Raw genomic sequence first — 19,844 nt, 5'->3', positions numbered from 1 at the left:
CAATAACTACTGTGTCCATATCGACCCCTTTTGTCTTGATTGAGAAAGCAGCGCTTATTTTTTTCTATCCAGCTGGATCGACATATTGAAGCCGGCCCCGCCATCCTGGACGGATTGGACTACGCCAGACAGTGTGTTTGCGCTGAGTTTTCCCTGGAATCGCAGCGTTGCCGCCGGATGTTCCGGATTGATAAAAGTCGAAAAGGATAGTTTCCCGGTACGGTGGTTGTAAGTTGCGTCAAAAATGGGGCGGGCTGGCGCATCGCATGGCCCTTCCGCCAGGGAAAACGTGCCGATCACGGAATTGCTGCCCCGCTTGGGCGTGTTTTCCCACAACTGGACGGTGAAACCGTCGCAGTCCCCACTTTCCGATGATGTTACGGTGTTCGTATAGCTGCCGATGTATCGCCATGCGCTGCCGGCTGGGTGGGCGCTGGCAATCGGACTGGCGCCGATTGTCATTAGAACTGCACTTGCCATACACAAAAACCTGAATTTCACGACTTCTCCTGTTTGCCGGCCAGTGAAGATTCAGCGCTGGTAGCGCTGCATCCCCATTGTATTAATTGAATTTCTTTGCGACAAGATCGTTATCTTGAGCAAAGCCTCTAATTCGCGGCGGCAGGAGAAGCGTGGCGGCAGGTTTTTGTATCAGAAGCAGTGTTCCAGCGCAGGGAAGCTGCCGTCCTTGACCGCGCTGACGTAGGCGGAGATGGCGGCGTCGATGCTGGTCGCGCCATCCATGAAATTGCGCACGAAGCGCGCTTTGCGGCCGGGGAAGACGCCCAGCATATCGTGCATCACCAGCACCTGGCCGGAGCAGTCAGGGCCCGCGCCGATGCCGATGGTCGGAATATGCAGCGTCTCGGTCACTTCCTTGCCCAGGGCGGTCGGAATGGCCTCGATCACTACCAGCGAAGCGCCCGCAGCCTGCACGGCCAGCGCGTCGGCTTTCAGCTGCTCGGCGCTTTCCGTGGTCTTGCCCTGCACCTTGTAGCCGCCCAGCTGGTGCACCGACTGCGGCGTCAGGCCGATGTGGGCGCAGACCGGAATCGCGCGCTCGGTCAGGAAGCGGATGGTATCGCCCAGCCAGGCGCCGCCTTCGATTTTTACCATATGCGCGCCAGCCTGCATCAGCTGCACCGCATTGTTGAAGGCCTGCTCCGGCGTGCCGTAGCTGCCGAAAGGCATATCGGCCACGATCAGCGCCGACTTGGCGCCGCGCGCCACGGCGGCCGTGTGGTACGCCACTTCCTGCAGCGTGACGGGCAGCGTGGAGTGGTGGCCATTGCACACCATGCCCAGCGAATCGCCGATCAGCAGCACTTCCACGCCGCAGCGGTCCATCAGCGAAGCGAAGCTCGCGTCATAGCAGGTCAGCATGGTGATCTTTTCGCCGGCGGCGCGCTGCGCGCTCAGCGTGGTGACGGTGACAGCCTTGCTTGCCACCGTTTTGGCGGGGGCGGGGGTGCCGGTGGCCGCTGGGGCGCTCGACATCTCTTTTCCTTGCAGATAACCAGACATTGTTGTCCTCAAAATGAATGCCAGGGCGCACAGTGTAATCCCATACGCCAAACCGCGTATTCTAACGCGGCTACTTTCCGACGAACAGGAAGCCCACCGCGCCCATGATGCAGGCGAAAGCGGCGAAATGCCGCCAATGGAGCGGCTCGCCCAGCACCGTGACCATGAAGACGCCAAAGACGACGAGTGCGATGGCTTCCTGGACCACTTTCAGCTGCCCCGCACTCCAGCCGCTGGCAAAGCCGATCCGGTTGGCCGGAACCGCCAAGCAGTACTCGACAAAGGCGATCGCCCAGCTGATGAGGATCACGGTGAAAAGCGGCTTGTTCATGCCGCCTTTGAGATGCCAATACCAGGCCACCGTCATGAAGATATTGGAGGCGGCAAGCAGTAGGAAGGTTTGCATGATGTGAATCTCGTGTTTAGGCTTGGGCCAGGCGGGTGATGGCCTGATCCGCCACGCCGGCCGCAAACGCGGCCGCCGGGCCAAGGCCGGGAACGATGATGTCAGGCGCCACTTCCAGCAGCGGGACCAGTACGAAGGCGCGCTGCGTCATGCGCGGATGCGGCACGGTGAGCGTGGCGCTGGCGATCTGCTCGTCGCCGTACAGCAGCAGATCCAGGTCCAGGGTGCGCGGCGCATTGCGGTAAGGCCGTTCGCGGCCATGCGCCAGTTCGATGCCGTGCAGCGCCTGCAGCAGGCTTGCCGCATCGAGCGTGGTGGCGATGCGCGCCACCGCGTTGATGTAATCGTCGCCGCTGGAATCGATGGGCGCGGTGCGGTACAGGCTGGAGACTGCCAGCAGCTCGCAGCCCGGCTGGCGGCGCAGGCGCTCCACCGCATCCAGCACATTGGCGCGGGCATCGCCCAGATTGGCGCCGATGCCGATAAACGCTTGCACGCTCATTCGCCGGACGATTCGCCGCCCTGGGAGCGCGCTTCGCCGCTGCGGCGCGGGCCACGGCGGCGGCGCTTGCGCGGCGCGCCCTCGCTGCCTTCGCCGGCGCCGGCTTCCGCGTCTTCGCCGTCGAAGGATGCGTTGGCGCCTTCGGCCACCTCGGTGCCGGCTGCGCTGCCGCTGCGGCGGCGCGCGCGCGGAGCGGGGCGCTCGGCTTCGCCATCGTATTCATTTGGCGCGGCGCTGCCTTCGGCGAACTCGCCGCCCTCGGCCTGCTCGCCCAGTGTCTTGCGCGGACCACGGCGCGGCGCGCGCTTGCGCTTTGGACCGTTACCGCTGCCCACATTCGCCACCAGGTCGGCGCGGGTGATTTCATCGCCCTCGTAGAAGGCGGTCCACCACTCGCCCAGCTCGGCGTCGATCTCGCCCGAAGCGCAGCGCAGCAGCAGGAAGTCGTAGCCGGCGCGGAAGCGCAGGTGCTCCAGCAGCTTGTAAGGATTCTTGCCGTTGCGGCGCTCGAAGCGCGGCTGCATGGCCCAGATGTCGCGCATATCGGAGCCGATCTTGCGCTGCAGGGCCAGCTTCTCGGTCTGCGAATCGAGCACGTCGTCGGCCGCCAGGTGCAGGCCCGGAATCGGGAACTCGCCCGCCGCCTGGTATGCCGTCCACTTTTCCAGCACCTGATGCCACAGCAGGGAGGCGAACAGGAAGCCCGGCGACACGGTCTTGCCGGCCGCGATGCGGCGGTCGGTCGAATCCAATGCCAGCGTCACGAACTTGATGCCCAGCGGCTGTTCCAGCACCACGTCCAGCAGCGGCAGCAGACCGTGGTGCAGGCCTTCCTTGCGCAGCTGCTGCAGGCAGGCCAGCGCCTGGCCGCTCATCAGCAGCTTCAGCATCTCGTCGAACACGCGCGCGGCCGGCACATTGTTGATCAGCGGGGCCATGACGCGGATCGGCTCCGCCGTGGTCGGCTCGATCTGGAATTTCAGCTTGGCGGCAAAGCGCACCACGCGCAGCATGCGCACCGGGTCTTCGCGGTAGCGCGCTTCCGGCACGCCGATGATGCGCAGGGTCTTGGCGCGGATATCCTCGATGCCGCCGTGGTAGTCCAGCACTTCCTGGGTGGCCGGGTTGTAGTACATGGCGTTGATGGTGAAGTCGCGCCGTTCCGCGTCTTCCGCCTGCGAGCCGAAGGTGTTGTCGCGCAGGACGCGGCCATGTTCATCCTTGGGCGCGTTGGCGGCGGCGGTGCCGCGGAAGGTGGTCACCTCCAGCAGGTCCTGGCCGAACATCACGTGCACGATCTGGAAGCGCTTGCCGATGATGAAGGCGCGGCGGAACAGGCGCTTGACCTGCTCCGGCGTGGCGTTGGTGGCGATGTCGAAGTCCTTGGGTTTGACGTTCAGCAGCAGATCGCGCACGGCGCCGCCCACCACGAAGGCCTGGAAGCCGGCTTCCTGCAGGGTGCTGGTGACGCGCACGGCGTTTGAGGACAGCAGCTTGGGATCGATGCCATGCTGTTTTGGACCCAGCACATTCGGCTCGCTGGTATTGCGCGCTTTCTTGCCTTTGACGCCCAGGATTTTACGGATGAATTTCTTAATCATTGAATAGATGGAGTGAAGGCCAGCCTTGTGCGGCAGCGTGCGTGGACAGCTTGGCGTTGGGGTTGGTCGCTACGGGATGGCTGACGATGGACAGCAAGGGCAGGTCGTTATGCGAATCGCTGTAGAAGTAGACGGTGTCGAAGCTTTCCAGCGTCTTGCCCATCTTTTCCAGCCAGGCCTTGGTGTGCACGATCTTGCCTTCGCCCTGGGTCGGGGTGCCGAGCAGGCGGCCGGTGAGGCGGCCGTCGCCGGCCGTTTCCGGCATGGCGGCGATCAGGTGCTCCACGCCGAAGGCCTTGGCGATGGGCGCCGTCACGAAGTGGTTGGTGGCGGTGACGATGCATACCAGGTCGCCCGCATCTAGGTGCTTTTGCAGCAGCGCGCGCGCGGCAGGGCGGATGGCGGGCAGGATCACCTCGTCCATGAACTGCTGCTGCATCGCGGCCAGGCGCGCCGGCTCGAAGGCGGCCAGGGTGCCGAGCGAAAATTCCAGATATTCCACCGGGTCCAGCGTGCCGGCCTGGTACTGGGCGAAGAAGGCGTCGTTGCGGCGGCCGAATTCGGCCGCGTCCACCGCGCCGATACGGCACAGGAATTGGCCCCACTCGTAGTCCGAGTCTATGGGCAGCAAAGTGTGATCGAGGTCGAACAGGGCCAGTTTGGTCATTCTTTTGCCTCCGCCTGCAACCACTCGCGCAGCAGCGGCAAGGTGATTGGACGTTGGGTCTCCAGGGAATATTGGTCGAGGGAGTCCAGCATCGCCGAGAGCGAACGCATATCGCGCCGGAAATGGGACAGCAAATAGGGTAACACGCCCGGCGACAGCGTCAAGCCGCGGGCGGCAGCAGCCTGGCTCAGGGCCGCCACCTTCTCGTCGTCGCTCAGGCCATGGATCTGGTAGATCAGGCCCCAGCCCATGCGCGTGCGCAGGTCTTCGCGCACCGGCAGCACGGCCGGCGCCACGGCGCCGCTGCACACCATGAAAGCCTGGTTGGCGCGGATTTCATTGAACAGCGCGAACGCGTCAATCTGCGCCACCGGCGACAGCTTTTCGCAGTCGTCCAGCAGGTACAGGTCCACCTCCGGCGAATACAGGAACTCCGTCTCGATCGAGAACGGCGAGATGTAGCGCGCCCTCTCGGTCGAGGCGAGCGCCTTCAGCAGGTGGCTTTTGCCTGCGCCGATTTCGCCCCACAGATAGGCGAAATGCTCGGGCGACGTCCGGTCCGCGAATTGGCGCATCAGCGCCGCCACTTCCGCGTTGCGTCCCACCTCGAAGGATTCGAGGGTGTGCACCGGCTCGGCGCCCAGATCCAGCACCAGTTGTTTCATGCCCGCCGCCCTGTTTCCTTTTGCATAACGTTTTTGTCCATCACATCATGCATTATAAAAGCTGCTGCCCAGGTAGTGGCGGCGCAGATGGCGGAAAGCCACCATCAGCAGGGCCGAAGCGGGCAGCGCCAGCAGCACGCCGACGAAGCCGAACAGCTGGCCGAAGGCGAGCAGGGCGAAGATCACGGCCAGCGGATTGAGGCCGATGCGCTCGCCCACCAGGCGCGGCGTGAGGAAGAAACCTTCGATGATCTGGCCGCTGCCGTAGATGATGGCGACGGCCACCAGGCCGCTCCAGTCCGAAAATTGCAGCATGGCCGACATCAGCGCCAGCAGCAGGCCCAGGCCGAAGCCCAGGTAGGGGATGAAGATCAGCAGGCCGGTCAAGATGCCGACCGGCAGCGCCACTTCGAAGCCGGCAATCGTCAAGCCCACCGAGTAGTACACGGCCATCACCAGCATCACCAGCAGCTGGCCGCGCAGATACTGGGCCAGCAGGGTGTCGGCCTCCTCGGCCATGGTCAGGGTGCTGCCGATCCAGCGGCGCGGCACGGCGCCGGCGATGCGCGCCAGCATCGGGTGCCAGTCCAGCAGCAGGTAGAACAGGGCCACCGGGATCAGGGCCAGCATGGCCAGCCAGCCCAGCACCGCCGTGCCGCCGACGCGGGCCGAATCGAGGATGGAGCTCCAGATTTGGTCGCCGCTGGAAGCCATCTGCTCGCTGACGATGCGGCGGATGCCGGTCGAATCCAGGCGCACCTTGACGCCCATCTCGTGCAGGCGCGGCCCGAGCAAGTCGTTCAGCTTGGCCAGGAAGGCGGGGATGGCCGCCTTCAGCAGGGGAATTTCCTTTTCCAGCACCGGCAGCACGATCAGCACCAGGGCGATGATCGCAGCAAAAAAGACCAGCATGACCAGGGCCACCGACAGCGCGCGCGGCATCTGGAAGCGGCCGAAGCGCAGGCGGTCGAGCCGGTCCACGCCCGGATTCAGGGCGTAGCCGATGATGGCGGCGGCCAGGAAAGGCGTCAACACCGGCCCCAATGTGACCAGCAGGAAGAGGAAACCCAGCCAGACCGCGACCCAGAATGCCGTTTGTTTTTGTTCTGAGCTGAGGGGAAATGGCATGGACTGGTTGGAATTTCTGTGAAAAAAGGCAGTTGGACCGGGTGTTTTGCTAGAATAGCGGACTTACCCAATTTCGCGTCTTGCGCGGCGCGGAACGGGCACCGCTTTCTATTTTACCGCCTCCGCTGCGAAATACACCATGAGCCAACCTAATGTTTCCCTGTCCTACCGTGACGCCGGCGTCGATATCGACGCGGGTGACGCCTTAGTTGAAGCGATCAAGCCCTTTGCCAAGCGCACCCTGCGCGAAGGCGTGATGGGGGGCATCGGCGGTTTCGGCGCGCTGTTCGAGATCAGCAAGAAGTTCAAGGAGCCCGTTCTGGTGTCCGGCACCGACGGCGTGGGCACCAAGCTGAAACTGGCGTTTGAGCTGAACCGTCACGATACCGTGGGCATCGACCTGGTGGCCATGAGCGTCAACGACATCCTGGTGCAGGGCGCCGAGCCGCTGTTCTTCCTCGACTACTTCGCCTGCGGCAAGCTCGATGTGGCCATCGCCACCGACGTCATCAAGGGCATCGCCCTCGGTTGCGAACGTTCCGGCTGCGCCCTGATCGGCGGCGAAACGGCCGAAATGCCAAGCATGTACCCGGCCGGCGAATACGACCTGGCCGGCTTCGCCGTCGGCGCGGTGGAAAAATCGAAACTGATCGACGGCAGCAAGATCGCCCCCGGCGACGTGGTGCTGGGCCTGGCCTCGTCCGGCGCCCACTCCAACGGTTATTCGCTGGTGCGCAAGATCATCGAAGTGGCCAAGCCCGACCTGGACGCCGACTTCCACGGCCGCAAGCTGGCCGACGTGCTGATGGAGCCGACCCGCATCTACGTCAAGCCGCTGCTGGCGCTGATGGAAGCGATGGAAGTCAAAGGCCTGGTGCACATCACCGGCGGCGGCCTGGTGGAAAACATCCCGCGCGTGCTGGCCGATAACCTGACCGCGGAACTGGACGGCGCCTCCTGGACCATGCCGCCGCTGTTCAAATGGCTGCAGGAACATGGCGGCGTGGCCGACGCCGAAATGCACCGCGTCTTCAACTGCGGCATCGGCATGACCGTGATCGTCTCGGCTGACAACGCCGACGCCGCCATCGCCCAGCTGAGCGCCGCCGGTGAAACCGTCAGCCGCATCGGCACCATCCGCGCCCGCAAGGAAGGCGAACACCAGACCATCGTGGTCTGACCCCGGCGGCTGCCGCGCGCAGCCCCCCATAAAAAAGGCGGCGCATGCACGGCATGCCCCGCCTTTTTTCTAACGCTTGAGAATTTTCGGCACCGGCGCGGGACGCAGGCGGAAGGCGTCGGGCATGCCGGAGCCGAGCAGGGGACGCAGGTAGAGGCGGAAGGCGTCGGTGATGTCGGTGCCGCTGGCGGCGATGAATTCATCCTCCATCGTGCGCGTCTTGCCCGCCACCGCCGCCAGCGGCAGCAGATCGTAGTCGACCGAGTAGAAGCCGGTGCGGCGGATCGCCACCGAGCCGTCGCGGCCACCCCACATGGCAAATTGCACCGCCTTTTCGCCCACTTCGCGCGCCTCGCGCTGGTCCACGTCCGACACGCAGCCGATGAAGGAGCGCTGCAGATAGCCGAAGGTGTCGCCGCGCACGCGCTTGATGCCCAGCTTGGCCCGGATCTCGTCGCACAGCAGGTCGGCCAGCGCGCCCGTGCCCGAGAGCTGCACATTGCCGTGCGCGTCGCGCTCGACCTCCTTGGCCAGCAAGGTGGCGATCGGCTCGCCCGAGGCGTCGTGGATGCCTTCCGACACCGCGATCACGCAGCGCCCGTGCTGCTCGTACATGGCTTTCACGTCGGCCAGGAAGCTGTCGAGCGAGAACACGCGCTCGGGCAGATAGATCAGGTGCGGCCCATCGTCCGGGAACTTCTTGCCCAGCGCCGAGGCGGCCGTAAGAAAGCCCGCGTGGCGCCCCATCACCACGCCCACATACACGCCGGGCAGGGAGGCGTTATCCAGGTTGGCGCCGGCGAAGGCCTGGGCCACGAAGCGCGCGGCCGAGGGGAAGCCGGGCGTGTGGTCATTGCCGACCAGATCGTTGTCGATGGTCTTGGGAATATGGATGGCGCGCAGCGGATAGCCGGCCGCGCGCGCCTGCTCGCTGACGATGCGCACCGTGTCCGACGAGTCATTGCCGCCGATGTAGAAGAAGTGCTCGATCTCATGCGCGCGCAGCACCTTGAAAATCTCTTCGCAATACTTCAGGTCGGGCTTGTCGCGCGTCGAGCCGAGGGCCGAGGCGGGCGTGGCCGCCACCAGTTCCAGGTTATTGCTGGTTTCCTGGGTCAGGTCGAGAAAATCTTCGTTGACGATGCCGCGCACCCCGAACTGCGCGCCATACACCCGCGTCACCTCGCGGAAGCGGCGCGCCTCCAGCGCCACCCCCACCAGCGACTGGTTGATGACGGCGGTCGGTCCACCGCCCTGCGCCACCAGAATTTTGCCCGATCCCATGCTCTCTCCTCCCTGTGCTTGACGGAGCAGCCAGCTTACTCCGTTTTCGCCCCCGCGCCGATATGCCGGTCGAGGAATTTCTCGACCCGGCCCCAGAAATCGATGCGGTTTTTCGGCAGCGTCCAGCCATGGCCTTCCTCCGCGTACTCGACCCACTCGACCTCCTTGTTATGCGCTTTCACCGCGTCGCGGAATTTGGTGCCGTGATACAGCGGCACGCGGCGGTCGACGCCGCCATAGGCCAGCAGCAGGGGCTGGCGGATGCGCGCGGCCTGCAGCAGCGGGGAGGTGGCTTTCAATTGCTCGGCGTCCTTTTCGGGATCGCCGATCAGCTGCGGCATGCCGTATTCCCGCCAGCGCTCGGACTGGTCGGACAGCGCGCTCCAGTGGCCGCTGTACATCAGCTGAATATCGGTGACGCCGACCCAGTTGATGCCGCATTTGAACAGTTCGGGGTCGCGCAGCAGCCCCATCAGCGTGGCATAGCCGCCATAGCTGGCGCCGGCGATGCAGATGCGTTGCGGATCGGCCCAGCCCTGAGCGATGGCCCAGCGCGCGCCGTCGGCCACATCATCCTGCATCTTCAAGCCCCACTGCTTGAACCCTGCTGCCAGATGCGCGTCGCCATAGCCGGTGCTGCCACGGAAATCCGGTTCCAGCACGGCGTAGCCGCGCGAGGCCAGAAACTGGGCCGACGGATTCCAGCCCCAGATACTGGCGCGCGCCCAAGGGCCGCCATGCACCAGGACCAGCATCGGCAGTTTCTTGCCCTTGCTGCCCTCAGGCAAGGTCAGCAAGGCGGGAATTTCCAGGCCATCGCGTGCCTTGTAGCGCAGGAACTGCTGCGGCGCCATGCGCGCCGGATCGATCCGGCTATAGCTCTCGCCCACCTTGTTAAAGGTCTTGGCCTGGGTGTTGTACACATAGGTCAGGGGCGGCTGGCGGTCGGATTCGGCCGTGACCAGGATATTGTCGGTCTCCGGCCGTGCCGGCAGGTCGATGCGGTTGATGGTCTGCGGCAGGCGCGCATCGACATCCTCCTGCACCTTCTTCATGGCAGCGTCGACCCAGCTGGTTTCCCAGGCCTCGCTCAGATGGCGTACGCCGAGCAGCCTGCCCTTGCCGAAGATGAGGTGACCGCTGAAGTCAAAGCCGTCGAGCTGCACCAGGGGGGTCTTGCTGATCTTGCCGCTCGTGCTATCGAACACATGCACGGCGCTCTTGTCGCCGCTCTGGTGCGAACGGACATACAGCTGCTTGTCCGGACCGAAAGCGAGTGGCGTGAAGCTGTCGCTGCCAGGCTTGTATATATCGTGGGTATGCAGCTTGCGCCAGCTATTATCGGCCGCCTCGCGCAGATACAGGGTGGCCATATTCTTCTCGAAGGCCCAGGCCAGACGCGGCTCGCCCTGATAGTCGAGCAACCAGTCTTCCGTGTCGGCGGGACGCAGCACGGCCGTGGACTGGCCGGTACGCGTATTCAGGCGCAGCAAGCCTTCGCGGCGCAGCACGCCGGGCCACTCGTATTTGCGGTCGGCCACGTAGACATAGTCGGAGTCCTGGGCGCCGGGCTGTTCCAGCATGAAGGTGTGCCAGGGCAGCAGGGTACGGATGCTGCGCTCGCGCAGGGCCGCGCCGCTGCGGTCGGCCAGCTGGCGCAAATGCTGGCCGTCGCGGTCCACGGCGTACAGGCCGGGACCGTATTCGATATCGCGCAGCCCCAGCCGCTTATCCTCGGTGTCGAACAGCAGGCGTTCCTCGCTGATCCAGTGCACGTTGCCGATATCCGCATCGGAAAACTGGGCGACTTTCCGCGCGCTGTTATTGACCAGGTCAACCACGACCAGCCCTTCGCGGCTGCCGCGCGCCGCCACCTTGGCGGCCAGGTATTTGCCGCTGGGCGAAAGCAGGGCTTGGCTGAATTCGGGCTGCTCGAAGAAGTATTCGATCGGAATGGGCGCCGCCGCGGCGGCGCCATGCAGCAGGGTGCTGGCGGCAGCCAGGAAGGCGGCGAGGGCGGGGAAGCGGTAGGTGGGCATGATTTTAATTATCAATTAAATAATTAAAATCATAGCTGATAAATAATATTTTTATAATTTATTTTGCTTGCGGCGCGCCCGGGCCCGGATCGGGGCGGCTGGCGCCCGCGCCGATATTCCGGTCGAGGAATTTTTCGACCCTACCCCAGAAATCGATGCGGTTTTTCGGCAGCGTCCAGCCATGGCCTTCCTCCGCATACTCGACCCACTCAACCTCCTTGTTATGCGCTTTGACGGCGTCGCGGAACTTGGTGCCGTGGTAGATGGGTACGCGTTGGTCGGCGCCGCCATAGGCCAGCAGCAGGGGTTGGCGGATGCGTTCGGCCAGCAGCAGGGGCGAGGTGGCTTTCAATTGTTCCGCATCCTTTTCCAGATCGCCGATCAGCTGCGGCATGCCATATTCCTTCCATTGTTCCGACAGGTCGGAAATGGCGCTCCAGTGGCCCGTGTACATCAGCTTGATATCGGTGACGCCAACCCAGTTGATGCCGCACTTGAACAGCTCGGGATTGCGCGCCAGACCCATCAGCGTGGCGTAGCCGCCGTAGCTGGCGCCGGCAATGCAGATGCGCTGCGGATCGGCTATGCCTTCGGCGATGGCCCAGCGCGCGCCGTCGGCGATATCGTCCTGCATCTTCAAGCCCCATTGCTTGAAGCCGGCCTGCAGATGGCGCCCGCCGAAGCCGGTGCTGCCGCGGAATTCCGGTTCCAGCACGGCATAGCCGCGCGAGGCCAGGAACTGGGCGTTGGCATCCCAGCCCCAGCTGCTGCCGCGTACCCAGGGACCGCCGTGCACCAGCACCACCAGCGGCAGTTTCTGGCCTTCCTTCTCGTTGGGCACGGTCAACAGGGTGGGAATCTCCAGGCCGTCGCGCGCCTTGTAGCGCAGGAAGCGCTGGCCCGCCATCTCGGCGGCGCGGATCTGCGGGCGGCTGTCGCCGACCTTGTTGAAGGTCTTGGCCTCGCTGTTATAGATCAGGGTCACGGCGGGCTGGCGGTCGGAATAGGCGCGTACCAGCACATTCGGCGTTTCCGGGCGGCTTGGCACGGTCAGCAGATTGATCGTATTCGGCAGTTTGGCGTCGATCTCGGCCTGCATCTGCTTCATCTCCGGGTCCAGCCACAGCGTGTCGCGCGCTTCGCGCACATAGCGCACGCCCAGCAGTTTGCCGCGTCCGAAAATCAGATGGCCGGAAAAATCGAAGCCGTCGAGCTGGACCAGGGGCTTGGCGCTGACCTGGCCCGTGGCCAGGTCCAGGGTATGCACCGCCTTCTTATCATCCCCGGCGTGATGGCTGACCACATACAGCGTGCCGTCCGGGCCGAAGGCGAGCGGATCGAAACCTTGTTTAGCGATGCCATAGGCATTGAAGGAAGCCAGCTTGCGCCAACTGCCTTTCTCGCCATCCTGCTCGCGCAGGTAAATGGTCTGCACGCCTTTCTCGTGGCCCCAGGTCAAGCGCGGTTCGCCTTTATCGTCCAGCATCCAGCCGCGGGTATCGGCGGGCCGGCCGAACGAGGTCGCATGGCCGTTGCGCGTGTTCAGACGCAGCAATTCCTCATAGCGCAGTTCGCCGGGACCGTCGATCTTCTGGCTGCGCACATAGACGTAATCGGAATTCTGCGCGCCGCGCTGCTCCATCATGAAGGTATGCCAGGGCAGCAGGCGCGCCGCGCCGGACGGCTGGACGAAGTTGGCGTTGCGGTTGGCCAGCTGGCGGAAATTCTTGCCGTCGCGGTCGACCGCGAACAGGCCGGGCGCGAAGCGGACGTCACCCACGCCGATGCGCTTGTCGATGGTGTCGAACAGCAGCCGCTCCTCATTCACCCACTGCACATGATTGATATCGACGTCGGCAAAGCGCGCCACCACCTGTAAGGAGATCTGGCTCAGGTCGACCACGACCAGCCCCTCGCGCTGGTCGCCGCCGCCGACCTTGGCCGCCAGGTATTTGCCGCTGGGCGAGAGCACGGCCTCGCCGAACTCGGCATTGTCGAAGAAGGCGGCCAGCGGCACCGGCGCGGCGGGCTGGGCTGCCTGCGCAGCCAAGGGAAGGCTGAGAACGGCACTCAGCAGCAGGGCGAAGACATTCATGGCGGGGACTCCTTAGGCGGCATGGCGGCGGCGGGCTGCTTCTTGTGTTGAGAGGCAGGACCGATATTCCGGTCCAGGAATTGTTCGACCCGGCGCCAGAAATCGATGCGGTTGTGCGGCAGCACCCAGCCATGGCCCTCTTCCGGATACACGATCCACTCGACGTCCTGGTTGGTGGCGCTGACGGCGTCGCGGAACTTATTGCCATGAAACTGGGGCACGCGCATATCCGAACCGCCATAGGCCATCAGCAGCGGTTGTTTCAGGCGGTGCGCTTGCAGCAGCGGCGAGGTGGCTTTCAATTGTTCTGCATCCTTTTCCAGATCGCCGATCATTTCCGGCATGCCATAGCGTTTTGCGAACAGTGTGACATCGGAACGGCTGGCCCAGGTGTCGGTGTACATCAGCTTGATGTCGGTGACGCCCACCCAGTTGACGCCGCATTTGTACAGCTCGGGATCGTTGATCAGGCCCATCAGGGTGGCATAGCCGCCATAGCTGGCGCCAGCGATGCAGATGCGTTGCGGATCGGCCAGGCCCTGGTCGATGGCCCAGCGCGCGCCGTCGGCGATATCGTCCTGCATCTTCAAACCCCATTGCTTGAAGCCGGCAAAGAAGTGGCGTGTGCCGAAGCCCCTGCTGCCACGAAACTCCGGCTCCAGCACGGCATAGCCGCGCGAGGCGAGAAATTGCGAATCGGGATGCCAGCCCCAGCTGTTGCCGCGCACATAGGGGCCGCCATGCACCAGCACCACCAGCGGCAGCTTCTGCCCTTTGGCATGGGCGGGAACCGTCAGCAGGGCGGGAATGGGCAGGCCGTCGCGCGCCTTGTAGCGCAGGAATTGCTGCTGTGCCATCTGCTGCGGCTGGATCAGGCTGCGGTTGGCGCCCACCTGGTTCAGCTTCTTGCTGGCGCGATGGTAGATATAGGTCAGGATGGGCTGGCGGTCGGAATAGGACTGCACCAGCAGATTGGGCGCATCGGCCTGCTGTGGTGGGCTCAGCAGATTGACCGTGGCGGGCAGCAGGGCGTCGACTTCCTCCTGCAGCGCTTTCATGGCCGGGTCCAACCACTGCGTACCCAGGGCGTCGCTGGTAAAGCGCAGGCCGATCAGGGTGTCATTGCGGAACAGCAGATGGCCATCGAAATCATAGCCATCCAGCAGGACCAGCGGGTCTTTACTGAGTTTGCCGGTGGCCAGATCGAGGGTGTGCACGGCGGCCTTGTCGCCCGCGGCGGTACTGCTGACATAGAGTTTGTCGTCGGCGGTCAGGGCTAACGGGGTGAACCCACCCTCGCTCTTACCCACGGCGGCAAAACTGGCGATCTGGCGCCATTCCTGCTGGCCTTGCGCGCGCACATAGATTTTTTTCTGATTCTTTTCCATGCCGACGGCGAGCCGCGGCTCGCCCCGGGTGTCGAGCAGCCAGCCCACGGAATCGGGCGGGCGCGGCACATATTTGGTCTGGCCGGTAAGCGTGTTCAGGTGCAGCAGCTCTCCGAAGACCAGTTCGTCCGCGTTTTCATTTTGAAAATTACGCCGGATGACGTACACCGATTCCGAATCCATGCTGCCGCTCTGGTCCAGCATGAAGTGATACCAGGGCAGCATGCGCGCCGCCGCCGGCGTGCTCAGGACGTGGCCGGTACGGTTGACCAGTTGGCGGAAATTGCCGCCGTCGCGGTCGACCGCAAACAAGCCTGGCGCATGCGCCACATCGCCTTGGCCGACGCTGCGGTCGGTCAGATTGAAGAGCAGGCGCTGGTCGCTGATCCACTGGAAATCCCGGATATCGGCCCTGGCAAATTGGGCCACGACCTTGGCCGCATTGTTTTGCAGGTCGACCACGATCAGCCGCATGCGCTGGCCGTTATGGCTGGCTTTGGCGGCCACATAATTGCCGCTGGGCGAGAGGCGGGCTTCGCTGAATTCCGGATTGGTGAAGAAGGCTTCGATCGGCACCGCCGCCGTCGCGGGCATCCATGCCGCCGCTCCGGCGGTCAGGCCGATGGAGAAAGCCAGCGCCCGCAAAGCGGGGACGATGCTTCTGATTGTGTTTGCCATAGGGGTTTCTTGTTCAGTTTATTGCTTATTGAATAATTTCCCTACAGTATCACCGCCTTATCGCTTTGGCAATGGTGGCCGGCTTCTAATGCGGCGGTGCGGCCTCGTCCGGCGCGCGCACATGGGCCAGCAGCGACAGGCTGCGCCGGCCGGGCGGCGGCGTCAGCAGGCTGACCAAGACCAGCACCAGCATGCCGGCCGGCACGCCGAAGATGCCGGCCGAGATCGGCGCGATATGGAACCACTGGCCGGCCGCGCCTTCGCCCAGCACCGGATGGGTGCGCAGCATGTAATAAATGCACACGCCCAGGCCGCCGAGCATGGCGGCCACCGCCCCGGCGCGGTTGGCGCGCGGCCAGAACACGCCCAGCACCAGCACCGGGAAGAGGGTGGAGGCGGCCAGCGAGAAGGCGGCGCCGACCAGGGACAGGATGTCGCCCGGCTTGGTGGAGGCGGCGTAAGCGGCGATGAAGGCCACGGCCAGCAGCAGCAGCTTGGAAATCGTGACCCGCTTCTGGGTCGAGGCGTTGGGATCGACGATCTTGTAATAGATATCGTGCGACAGCGCGTTCGAGATCGCCAGCAGCAGGCCGTCGGCGGTGGAGAGGGCCGCCGCCAGCCCGCCCGCCGCCACCAGGCCCGAGATCACATAGGGCAGGCCGGCGATTTCCGGCGTGGCCAGCACCAGTACGTCGGCGTCGATGGCGATTTCGGCCAGCTGCACGATGCCGTCGTGGTTGATGTCGGTGATGCTGACCAGGGGATGCAGCTTGTCCACATTGGCCCAGTAGGAAATCCACGTGGGCAGGCGCGAGAATTCGGTGCCGACCAGCGCGTGGTAGATATCGTATTTGACCAGCACCGCCAGCGCCGGAATCGTCAGGTAAATCAGCAGGATGAAGAACAGGGTCCAGAACACCGATTGGCGCGCCTCGTGCACCGAGGGTGTGGTGTAGGAGCGCATCAGGATATGCGGCAGCGCGGCCGTGCCCAGCATCAGGCAAAAGGCCAGGGCCAGGAAATTATTGCGCTTGATATCGGACTGTTCGCGGTCGGCGCCGGGAAAGGGCAGGGCATGCGGCACGATCGGACGCGCGCGGGCGCGGTTGTAGTCGCGCGCCGCGGTCCAGGCGGTGACGGCCTCGTCGGCATTTTTCGGATAGGAGAGCAGCGCGCGTTCGGCATTGCGCACCTCGGCCAGCGAAGCATTGCGCTGCTTGACGCGGTCGAGCTGGCGCTGGGCTTCCTGGCGCCCCGCTTCCCAGGAGGCGGGCAGGGCGCGCAGGCGCTGTTCATAGTCCTCGGCGCGCTGGCGGAAGATGGCGCGCACCTCGCGCTCCTTGCTGTCGTCCTTGAGCACCGCTTCGCGCGCGCTGATTTCCGGCAGCAGCTTGCCGTAGGCGACCAGCGGCACCGGATTGCCGCCATGCTTGGCCGACATCCACATCACGGGAATCAGAAAGGCCACCAGGATGATGATGTACTGCGCCACCTGGGTCCAGGTGATGGCGCGCATGCCGCCCAGGAAGGAGCAGACCAGGATGCTGGCCAGGCCGAGGAAGATGCCGACCGAGAAGTCGACGCCGGTAAAGCGCGAGGCGATCAGGCCCACGGCGTAAATCTGCGCCACCACATAGATGAAGGACACCATGATGGTGGCCGCCACGCCGAGCATGCGGATCAGGCGGCCGTTGTCGGCGTCGCCGTAGCGCGCCGCCAGGAAGTCGGGAATCGTGTACTGGCCGAATTTGCGCAGATAGGGCGCGATCAGCAGCGCCACCAGGCAGTAGCCGCCGGTCCAGCCCATGATATAAGCCAGGCCGTCGAAGCCGTAGTGGTAGAGCCCGCCCGCCAGGCTGATGAAGCTGGCCGCCGAAATCCAGTCGGCCGCCGTCGCCATGCCGTTGTACAGGGCCGGCACGCGCCGCCCCGCCACATAATATTCCGTCACCTTGGACGTGCGGCTGACCACGCCGATCAGCGCATACAGCACGATGGTGGCGAACATGAAGAGATAGCCGATCCACACGCGCGGCATGCCTTCTTTTTCCAGCACGGCCAGGGCGACCAGGAAGCCGGCGAAGCACAGCGTGAAGATGGCGTAATAGTGCGTCAGGCGCTGGAAATAGCTGCGCGGCTGGCTCATCGGACCGGCTCCCCGGCTTGCACCTGCGCCGCATACTGGCGGTCGAGGCGGCGCATGCGCCAGGCGTAGAAGGCGATGATGGCCAGATAGACCAGCGACGCGCCCTGGGCCGCCAGATAGAAAGAGAGCGGCCAGCCGAACAGCGTCAGTCCGCTCAGCTCGCGCGCGAAAAAGACGGCGCAGAAGCCGGTCAGCAGCCAGGCCAGCAAGAGCAGGGCCGTCAGGCGGCGGGTCTGGCGCCAGTGGCGCGCGCGTGGCGTGTCATCCATAGTAAGGCTCATCCTCGGTGGGCGGCGCGGGCGGTGGCAGCAGCGGGAAGCTGACGCGGAACAGGCTGCCGGGCAGCTTGGCATGGCCGGCGCGCGGATTGGCAAAGATATCGACTTCGGCCGCGTGCTGCTGGGCGATCTCGCGCACGATGGCCAGGCCCAGGCCGCTGCCCGGCATATTACTGCCGAGGATGCGGTAAAAGCGGTCGAACACATGCGGCCTCTCGGCGGCCGGGATGCCGGGGCCGGTATCCTCGACTTCCAGCATGGCCTGGGCGGCATCGCCGCGCACGCGCACCGTGACGCTGCCGCCGGCCGGCGTGTAGCGCAGCGCATTGTCGATCAGGTTCGACAGCATTTCGCGCAGCATCAAAGAATTGCCCTGGATGCGCACTGCCTCGGCCGGTCCTTCGAAGCCGAGGTCGATGCGGTAGGCGAACGAGGCTTGCACCCAGTCGTGCACCGTGCTGCGCGCCAGCTCGCCCAGCTCGACCGCCACGTGCACCGCGCCGGCCTGCGGCTGGTGCTCGGCGCGCGCCAGGGCCAGCAGCTGGTTGACCAGGCGCGTGGCCGCCTCCGAACTCTTGGCCAGCTGTTCCAGCGAACGGTGGATTTCCAGCTGGTCGGTCTGGCGCAGCGCCAGCTCGGACTGGGTGCGCATGCCGGCCAGCGGCGTCTTCATCTGGTGGGCGGCGTCGGCGATGAAGCGCTTTTGCATTTCCATCGATTGCGCCAGCCGCGCCAGCATCTCGTTGAGCGAATTGACCAGGGGCGTGATTTCCTCGGGCACCTGGTTCGGCTCGATCGGACTGAGGTCGTCCGAGCGGCGCGCGCGGATGCGTTCCTGCAACTGGGCCAGCGGCGACAGGCCGCGCGAGAGCGCGAACCAGACCAGGGCCAGCACCACGGGCAGGATGATGAACTGGGGCAGGATCACGCCCTTGATGATTTCATTGGCCAGCTTGGCGCGCTTTTCCAGCGTCTCGGCCACCTGCACCAGGGCCAGTTGCGGCGCCGGCGCCGGGCCGGGCGCGCCCTGCTGCACATAAGTGTAGGCGATGCGGATCGGCGTGCCGTGCAGGGTGTCGTTGCGGAAGTGGACGGCGCCGGCGCGCACGTCCTCCTCGTCCTCGCGCGGACGCGGCAAGTCGCGGTCGCCGTCCAGCACGGCGCCACTGGCGCCCACGATCTGGAAATACACGCTGTCGATATCGTCGGCGCGCAGGATGTCGCGCGCCGCGCCCGGCAGCCGCGGCGCCGGCACGCCGTCGACGCTGCGCACCTGCTGGCTGAGCACGGTCACGCTGTCTTCCAGCGCGTGGTCGAACGGCTGGTTGGCGATCGATTTCGCCACCAGATAGGTGATGGCGATGCTCATCGGCCACAGCAGCAGCAGCGGGGCCAGCATCCAGTCCAGGATTTCGCCGAACAGCGAGTGCTGGACTTCATTGCTGTGGCCGGCCGATGGCAGATCCCAGGCGGCCTGGCTGGCCGCGCCTTCCTCGTCCGCCTCGGCCGCGCGCGGATTCACTTGGCCTCGGTCCCCGCGCCCGGATTGAATTTTTCCAGGCAGTAGCCGAGGCCGCGCACGGTGGCGATGCGGATGCCGCCCACCTCGATCTTCTTGCGCAGCCGGTGCACATACACCTCGATCGCGTTATTGCTGACTTCCTCGCCCCATTCGCACAGGTGGTCGACCAACTGCTCCTTCGACACCAGGCGGCCGCTGCGCGCCAGCAGGATTTCCAGCAAGCCCAGCTCGCGCGCCGACAATTCCAGCATCTGCTCATGGATATAGGCGCTGCGCCCGACCTGGTCATAGGTCAGCGGGCCGTGGCGCACCAGGGCCGCGCCGCCGCCCTGGCCGCGCCGGGTCAGGGCGCGCACGCGCGCCTCCAGTTCCGACAGGGCGAAGGGTTTGGCCATATAATCGTCGGCCCCGAGATCGAGGCCGTTGACGCGCTGCTCGACCGAGTCGGCCGCGGTCAGGATCAGCACCGGCAGCAGCGAGGCGCGCGCGCGCAGCCGGCGCAACACGTCCAGCCCGCTCATCTTGGGCAAGCCCAGGTCGAGGATCAGCAGGTCGAATTCCTGGGTGGACAGGGCGGCGTCGGCCTCCTGCCCGTTTTTCACGCAGTCGATGGCATAGCCCGACTGGCGCAGGGAGCGGGTCAGGCCGTCGGCCAGCACGCTGTCATCTTCGGCAAGTAAAATACGCATCACGCAATCCGGCTCAAGAGACTTTCATTGTGTTTCATTTTACGCATTGTCG

Annotated in this window: 17 protein-coding genes; 1 reads left to right on the top strand and 16 read right to left on the bottom strand. The window is 64.8% G+C overall.

All coding sequences use genetic code 11. The annotated features are described in order from the left end of the window. Positions 1 to 54: 54 nt before the first annotated feature. The 8 genes from FHS03_RS13920 to FHS03_RS13885 form a co-directional block, all read right to left on the bottom strand. Positions 55 to 462, bottom strand: coding sequence for a hypothetical protein (locus tag FHS03_RS13920; RefSeq protein WP_183441562.1), 408 nt, complete (start codon positions 460 to 462; stop codon positions 55 to 57). 189 nt (positions 463 to 651) lie between these two features. After that, entirely contained in the window at positions 652 to 1,524 is an 873-nt protein-coding gene (panB, locus tag FHS03_RS13915; RefSeq protein ID WP_183441561.1) for a 3-methyl-2-oxobutanoate hydroxymethyltransferase, read from the bottom strand. A gap of 70 nt (positions 1,525 to 1,594) precedes the next feature. After that, positions 1,595 to 1,930 carry a DMT family protein gene (locus FHS03_RS13910; protein ID WP_183441560.1) on the bottom strand — a complete coding sequence of 112 codons (336 nt, stop codon included), beginning with the start codon at positions 1,928 to 1,930 and terminating at the stop codon, positions 1,595 to 1,597. 16 nt (positions 1,931 to 1,946) lie between these two features. Then, positions 1,947 to 2,432 carry a 2-amino-4-hydroxy-6-hydroxymethyldihydropteridine diphosphokinase gene (gene folK, locus FHS03_RS13905; protein ID WP_183441559.1) on the bottom strand — a complete coding sequence of 162 codons (486 nt, stop codon included), beginning with the start codon at positions 2,430 to 2,432 and terminating at the stop codon, positions 1,947 to 1,949. Beyond that, positions 2,429 to 4,033 (bottom strand): polynucleotide adenylyltransferase PcnB, encoded by a 1,605-nt coding sequence (gene pcnB, locus FHS03_RS13900; RefSeq protein ID WP_183441558.1) that lies wholly within the window; start codon positions 4,031 to 4,033, stop codon positions 2,429 to 2,431. The genes folK and pcnB overlap by 4 nt, the downstream gene beginning before the upstream one ends. Continuing rightward, positions 4,026 to 4,700, bottom strand: coding sequence for a histidinol-phosphatase (locus FHS03_RS13895; RefSeq protein WP_183441557.1), 675 nt, complete (start codon positions 4,698 to 4,700; stop codon positions 4,026 to 4,028). Before FHS03_RS13895 ends, pcnB begins: the two co-directional genes overlap by 8 nt. After that, positions 4,697 to 5,365, bottom strand: a complete 669-nt coding sequence (hda, locus tag FHS03_RS13890; RefSeq protein WP_183441556.1) for a DnaA regulatory inactivator Hda — start codon at positions 5,363 to 5,365, stop codon at positions 4,697 to 4,699. Before hda ends, FHS03_RS13895 begins: the two co-directional genes overlap by 4 nt. A gap of 45 nt (positions 5,366 to 5,410) precedes the next feature. Then, entirely contained in the window at positions 5,411 to 6,493 is a 1,083-nt protein-coding gene (locus FHS03_RS13885; RefSeq protein WP_183441555.1) for an AI-2E family transporter, read from the bottom strand. Positions 6,494 to 6,632: 139 nt separating this feature from the next. Here FHS03_RS13885 and purM point away from each other — a divergent pair, with 139 nt between their 5' ends. Then, positions 6,633 to 7,673, top strand: coding sequence for a phosphoribosylformylglycinamidine cyclo-ligase (gene purM / locus FHS03_RS13880; protein WP_183441554.1), 1,041 nt, complete (start codon positions 6,633 to 6,635; stop codon positions 7,671 to 7,673). Between the two features lie 69 nt (positions 7,674 to 7,742). Here purM and FHS03_RS13875 read toward each other — a convergent pair whose 3' ends face one another. The 8 genes from FHS03_RS13875 to FHS03_RS13840 form a co-directional block, all read right to left on the bottom strand. Next, on the bottom strand, positions 7,743 to 8,957 hold the full coding sequence (locus FHS03_RS13875) for a 6-phosphofructokinase (RefSeq protein WP_183441553.1): 1,215 nt from the start codon (positions 8,955 to 8,957) through the stop codon (positions 7,743 to 7,745). A 35-nt stretch (positions 8,958 to 8,992) separates the two neighbouring features. Continuing rightward, positions 8,993 to 10,996 carry an alpha/beta hydrolase family protein gene (locus FHS03_RS13870; protein WP_183441552.1) on the bottom strand — a complete coding sequence of 668 codons (2,004 nt, stop codon included), beginning with the start codon at positions 10,994 to 10,996 and terminating at the stop codon, positions 8,993 to 8,995. Positions 10,997 to 11,054: 58 nt separating this feature from the next. Beyond that, a complete protein-coding gene (locus FHS03_RS13865; protein ID WP_183441551.1) occupies positions 11,055 to 13,091 on the bottom strand; it encodes an alpha/beta hydrolase family protein in 2,037 nt (678 codons plus the stop codon). After that, positions 13,088 to 15,157: an alpha/beta hydrolase family protein gene (locus tag FHS03_RS13860; protein WP_183441550.1), complete on the bottom strand. Its 2,070-nt coding sequence runs from the start codon at positions 15,155 to 15,157 to the stop codon at positions 13,088 to 13,090. Before FHS03_RS13860 ends, FHS03_RS13865 begins: the two co-directional genes overlap by 4 nt. Positions 15,158 to 15,242: 85 nt before the next feature. Then, the gene (locus FHS03_RS13855) at positions 15,243 to 17,303 is read right to left on the bottom strand and encodes a sodium:solute symporter family protein (RefSeq protein ID WP_183441549.1); all 2,061 of its coding nucleotides are present in this window, start codon (positions 17,301 to 17,303) and stop codon (positions 15,243 to 15,245) included. Then, complete coding sequence (locus FHS03_RS13850) at positions 17,300 to 17,572, bottom strand: DUF4212 domain-containing protein (protein ID WP_183441548.1); 273 nt, start codon at positions 17,570 to 17,572, stop codon at positions 17,300 to 17,302. Before FHS03_RS13850 ends, FHS03_RS13855 begins: the two co-directional genes overlap by 4 nt. After that, positions 17,565 to 19,103 carry a sensor histidine kinase gene (locus FHS03_RS13845; RefSeq protein WP_371871687.1) on the bottom strand — a complete coding sequence of 513 codons (1,539 nt, stop codon included), beginning with the start codon at positions 19,101 to 19,103 and terminating at the stop codon, positions 17,565 to 17,567. Before FHS03_RS13845 ends, FHS03_RS13850 begins: the two co-directional genes overlap by 8 nt. Beyond that, positions 19,100 to 19,792: a response regulator gene (locus FHS03_RS13840; protein ID WP_183441547.1), complete on the bottom strand. Its 693-nt coding sequence runs from the start codon at positions 19,790 to 19,792 to the stop codon at positions 19,100 to 19,102. The genes FHS03_RS13845 and FHS03_RS13840 overlap by 4 nt, the downstream gene beginning before the upstream one ends. Positions 19,793 to 19,844 lie beyond the last annotated feature (52 nt).

It is taken from the genome of Pseudoduganella violacea, from assembly GCF_014191875.1.
Lineage (GTDB): Bacteria > Pseudomonadota > Gammaproteobacteria > Burkholderiales > Burkholderiaceae_D > Rugamonas > Rugamonas violacea_A.
This window is presented reverse-complemented; position numbering and strand designations above follow the sequence as displayed.

Bases quoted from the DNA above. Each gene is read 5' to 3' on its own strand.
- FHS03_RS13920 (WP_183441562.1), bottom strand. From the start codon at position 462: ATGACAATCGGCGCCAGTCCGATTGCCAGCGCCCACCCAGCCGGCAGC.
- panB (WP_183441561.1), bottom strand. From the start codon at position 1,524: ATGTCTGGTTATCTGCAAGGAAAAGAGATGTCGAGCGCCCCAGCGGCC.
- FHS03_RS13910 (WP_183441560.1), bottom strand. From the start codon at position 1,930: ATGCAAACCTTCCTACTGCTTGCCGCCTCCAATATCTTCATGACGGTG.
- folK (WP_183441559.1), bottom strand. From the start codon at position 2,432: ATGAGCGTGCAAGCGTTTATCGGCATCGGCGCCAATCTGGGCGATGCC.
- pcnB (WP_183441558.1), bottom strand. From the start codon at position 4,033: ATGATTAAGAAATTCATCCGTAAAATCCTGGGCGTCAAAGGCAAGAAA.
- FHS03_RS13895 (WP_183441557.1), bottom strand. From the start codon at position 4,700: ATGACCAAACTGGCCCTGTTCGACCTCGATCACACTTTGCTGCCCATA.
- hda (WP_183441556.1), bottom strand. From the start codon at position 5,365: ATGAAACAACTGGTGCTGGATCTGGGCGCCGAGCCGGTGCACACCCTC.
- FHS03_RS13885 (WP_183441555.1), bottom strand. From the start codon at position 6,493: ATGCCATTTCCCCTCAGCTCAGAACAAAAACAAACGGCATTCTGGGTC.
- purM (WP_183441554.1), top strand. From the start codon at position 6,633: ATGAGCCAACCTAATGTTTCCCTGTCCTACCGTGACGCCGGCGTCGAT.
- FHS03_RS13875 (WP_183441553.1), bottom strand. From the start codon at position 8,957: ATGGGATCGGGCAAAATTCTGGTGGCGCAGGGCGGTGGACCGACCGCC.
- FHS03_RS13870 (WP_183441552.1), bottom strand. From the start codon at position 10,996: ATGCCCACCTACCGCTTCCCCGCCCTCGCCGCCTTCCTGGCTGCCGCC.
- FHS03_RS13865 (WP_183441551.1), bottom strand. From the start codon at position 13,091: ATGAATGTCTTCGCCCTGCTGCTGAGTGCCGTTCTCAGCCTTCCCTTG.
- FHS03_RS13860 (WP_183441550.1), bottom strand. From the start codon at position 15,157: ATGGCAAACACAATCAGAAGCATCGTCCCCGCTTTGCGGGCGCTGGCT.
- FHS03_RS13855 (WP_183441549.1), bottom strand. From the start codon at position 17,303: ATGAGCCAGCCGCGCAGCTATTTCCAGCGCCTGACGCACTATTACGCC.
- FHS03_RS13850 (WP_183441548.1), bottom strand. From the start codon at position 17,572: ATGGATGACACGCCACGCGCGCGCCACTGGCGCCAGACCCGCCGCCTG.
- FHS03_RS13840 (WP_183441547.1), bottom strand. From the start codon at position 19,792: ATGCGTATTTTACTTGCCGAAGATGACAGCGTGCTGGCCGACGGCCTG.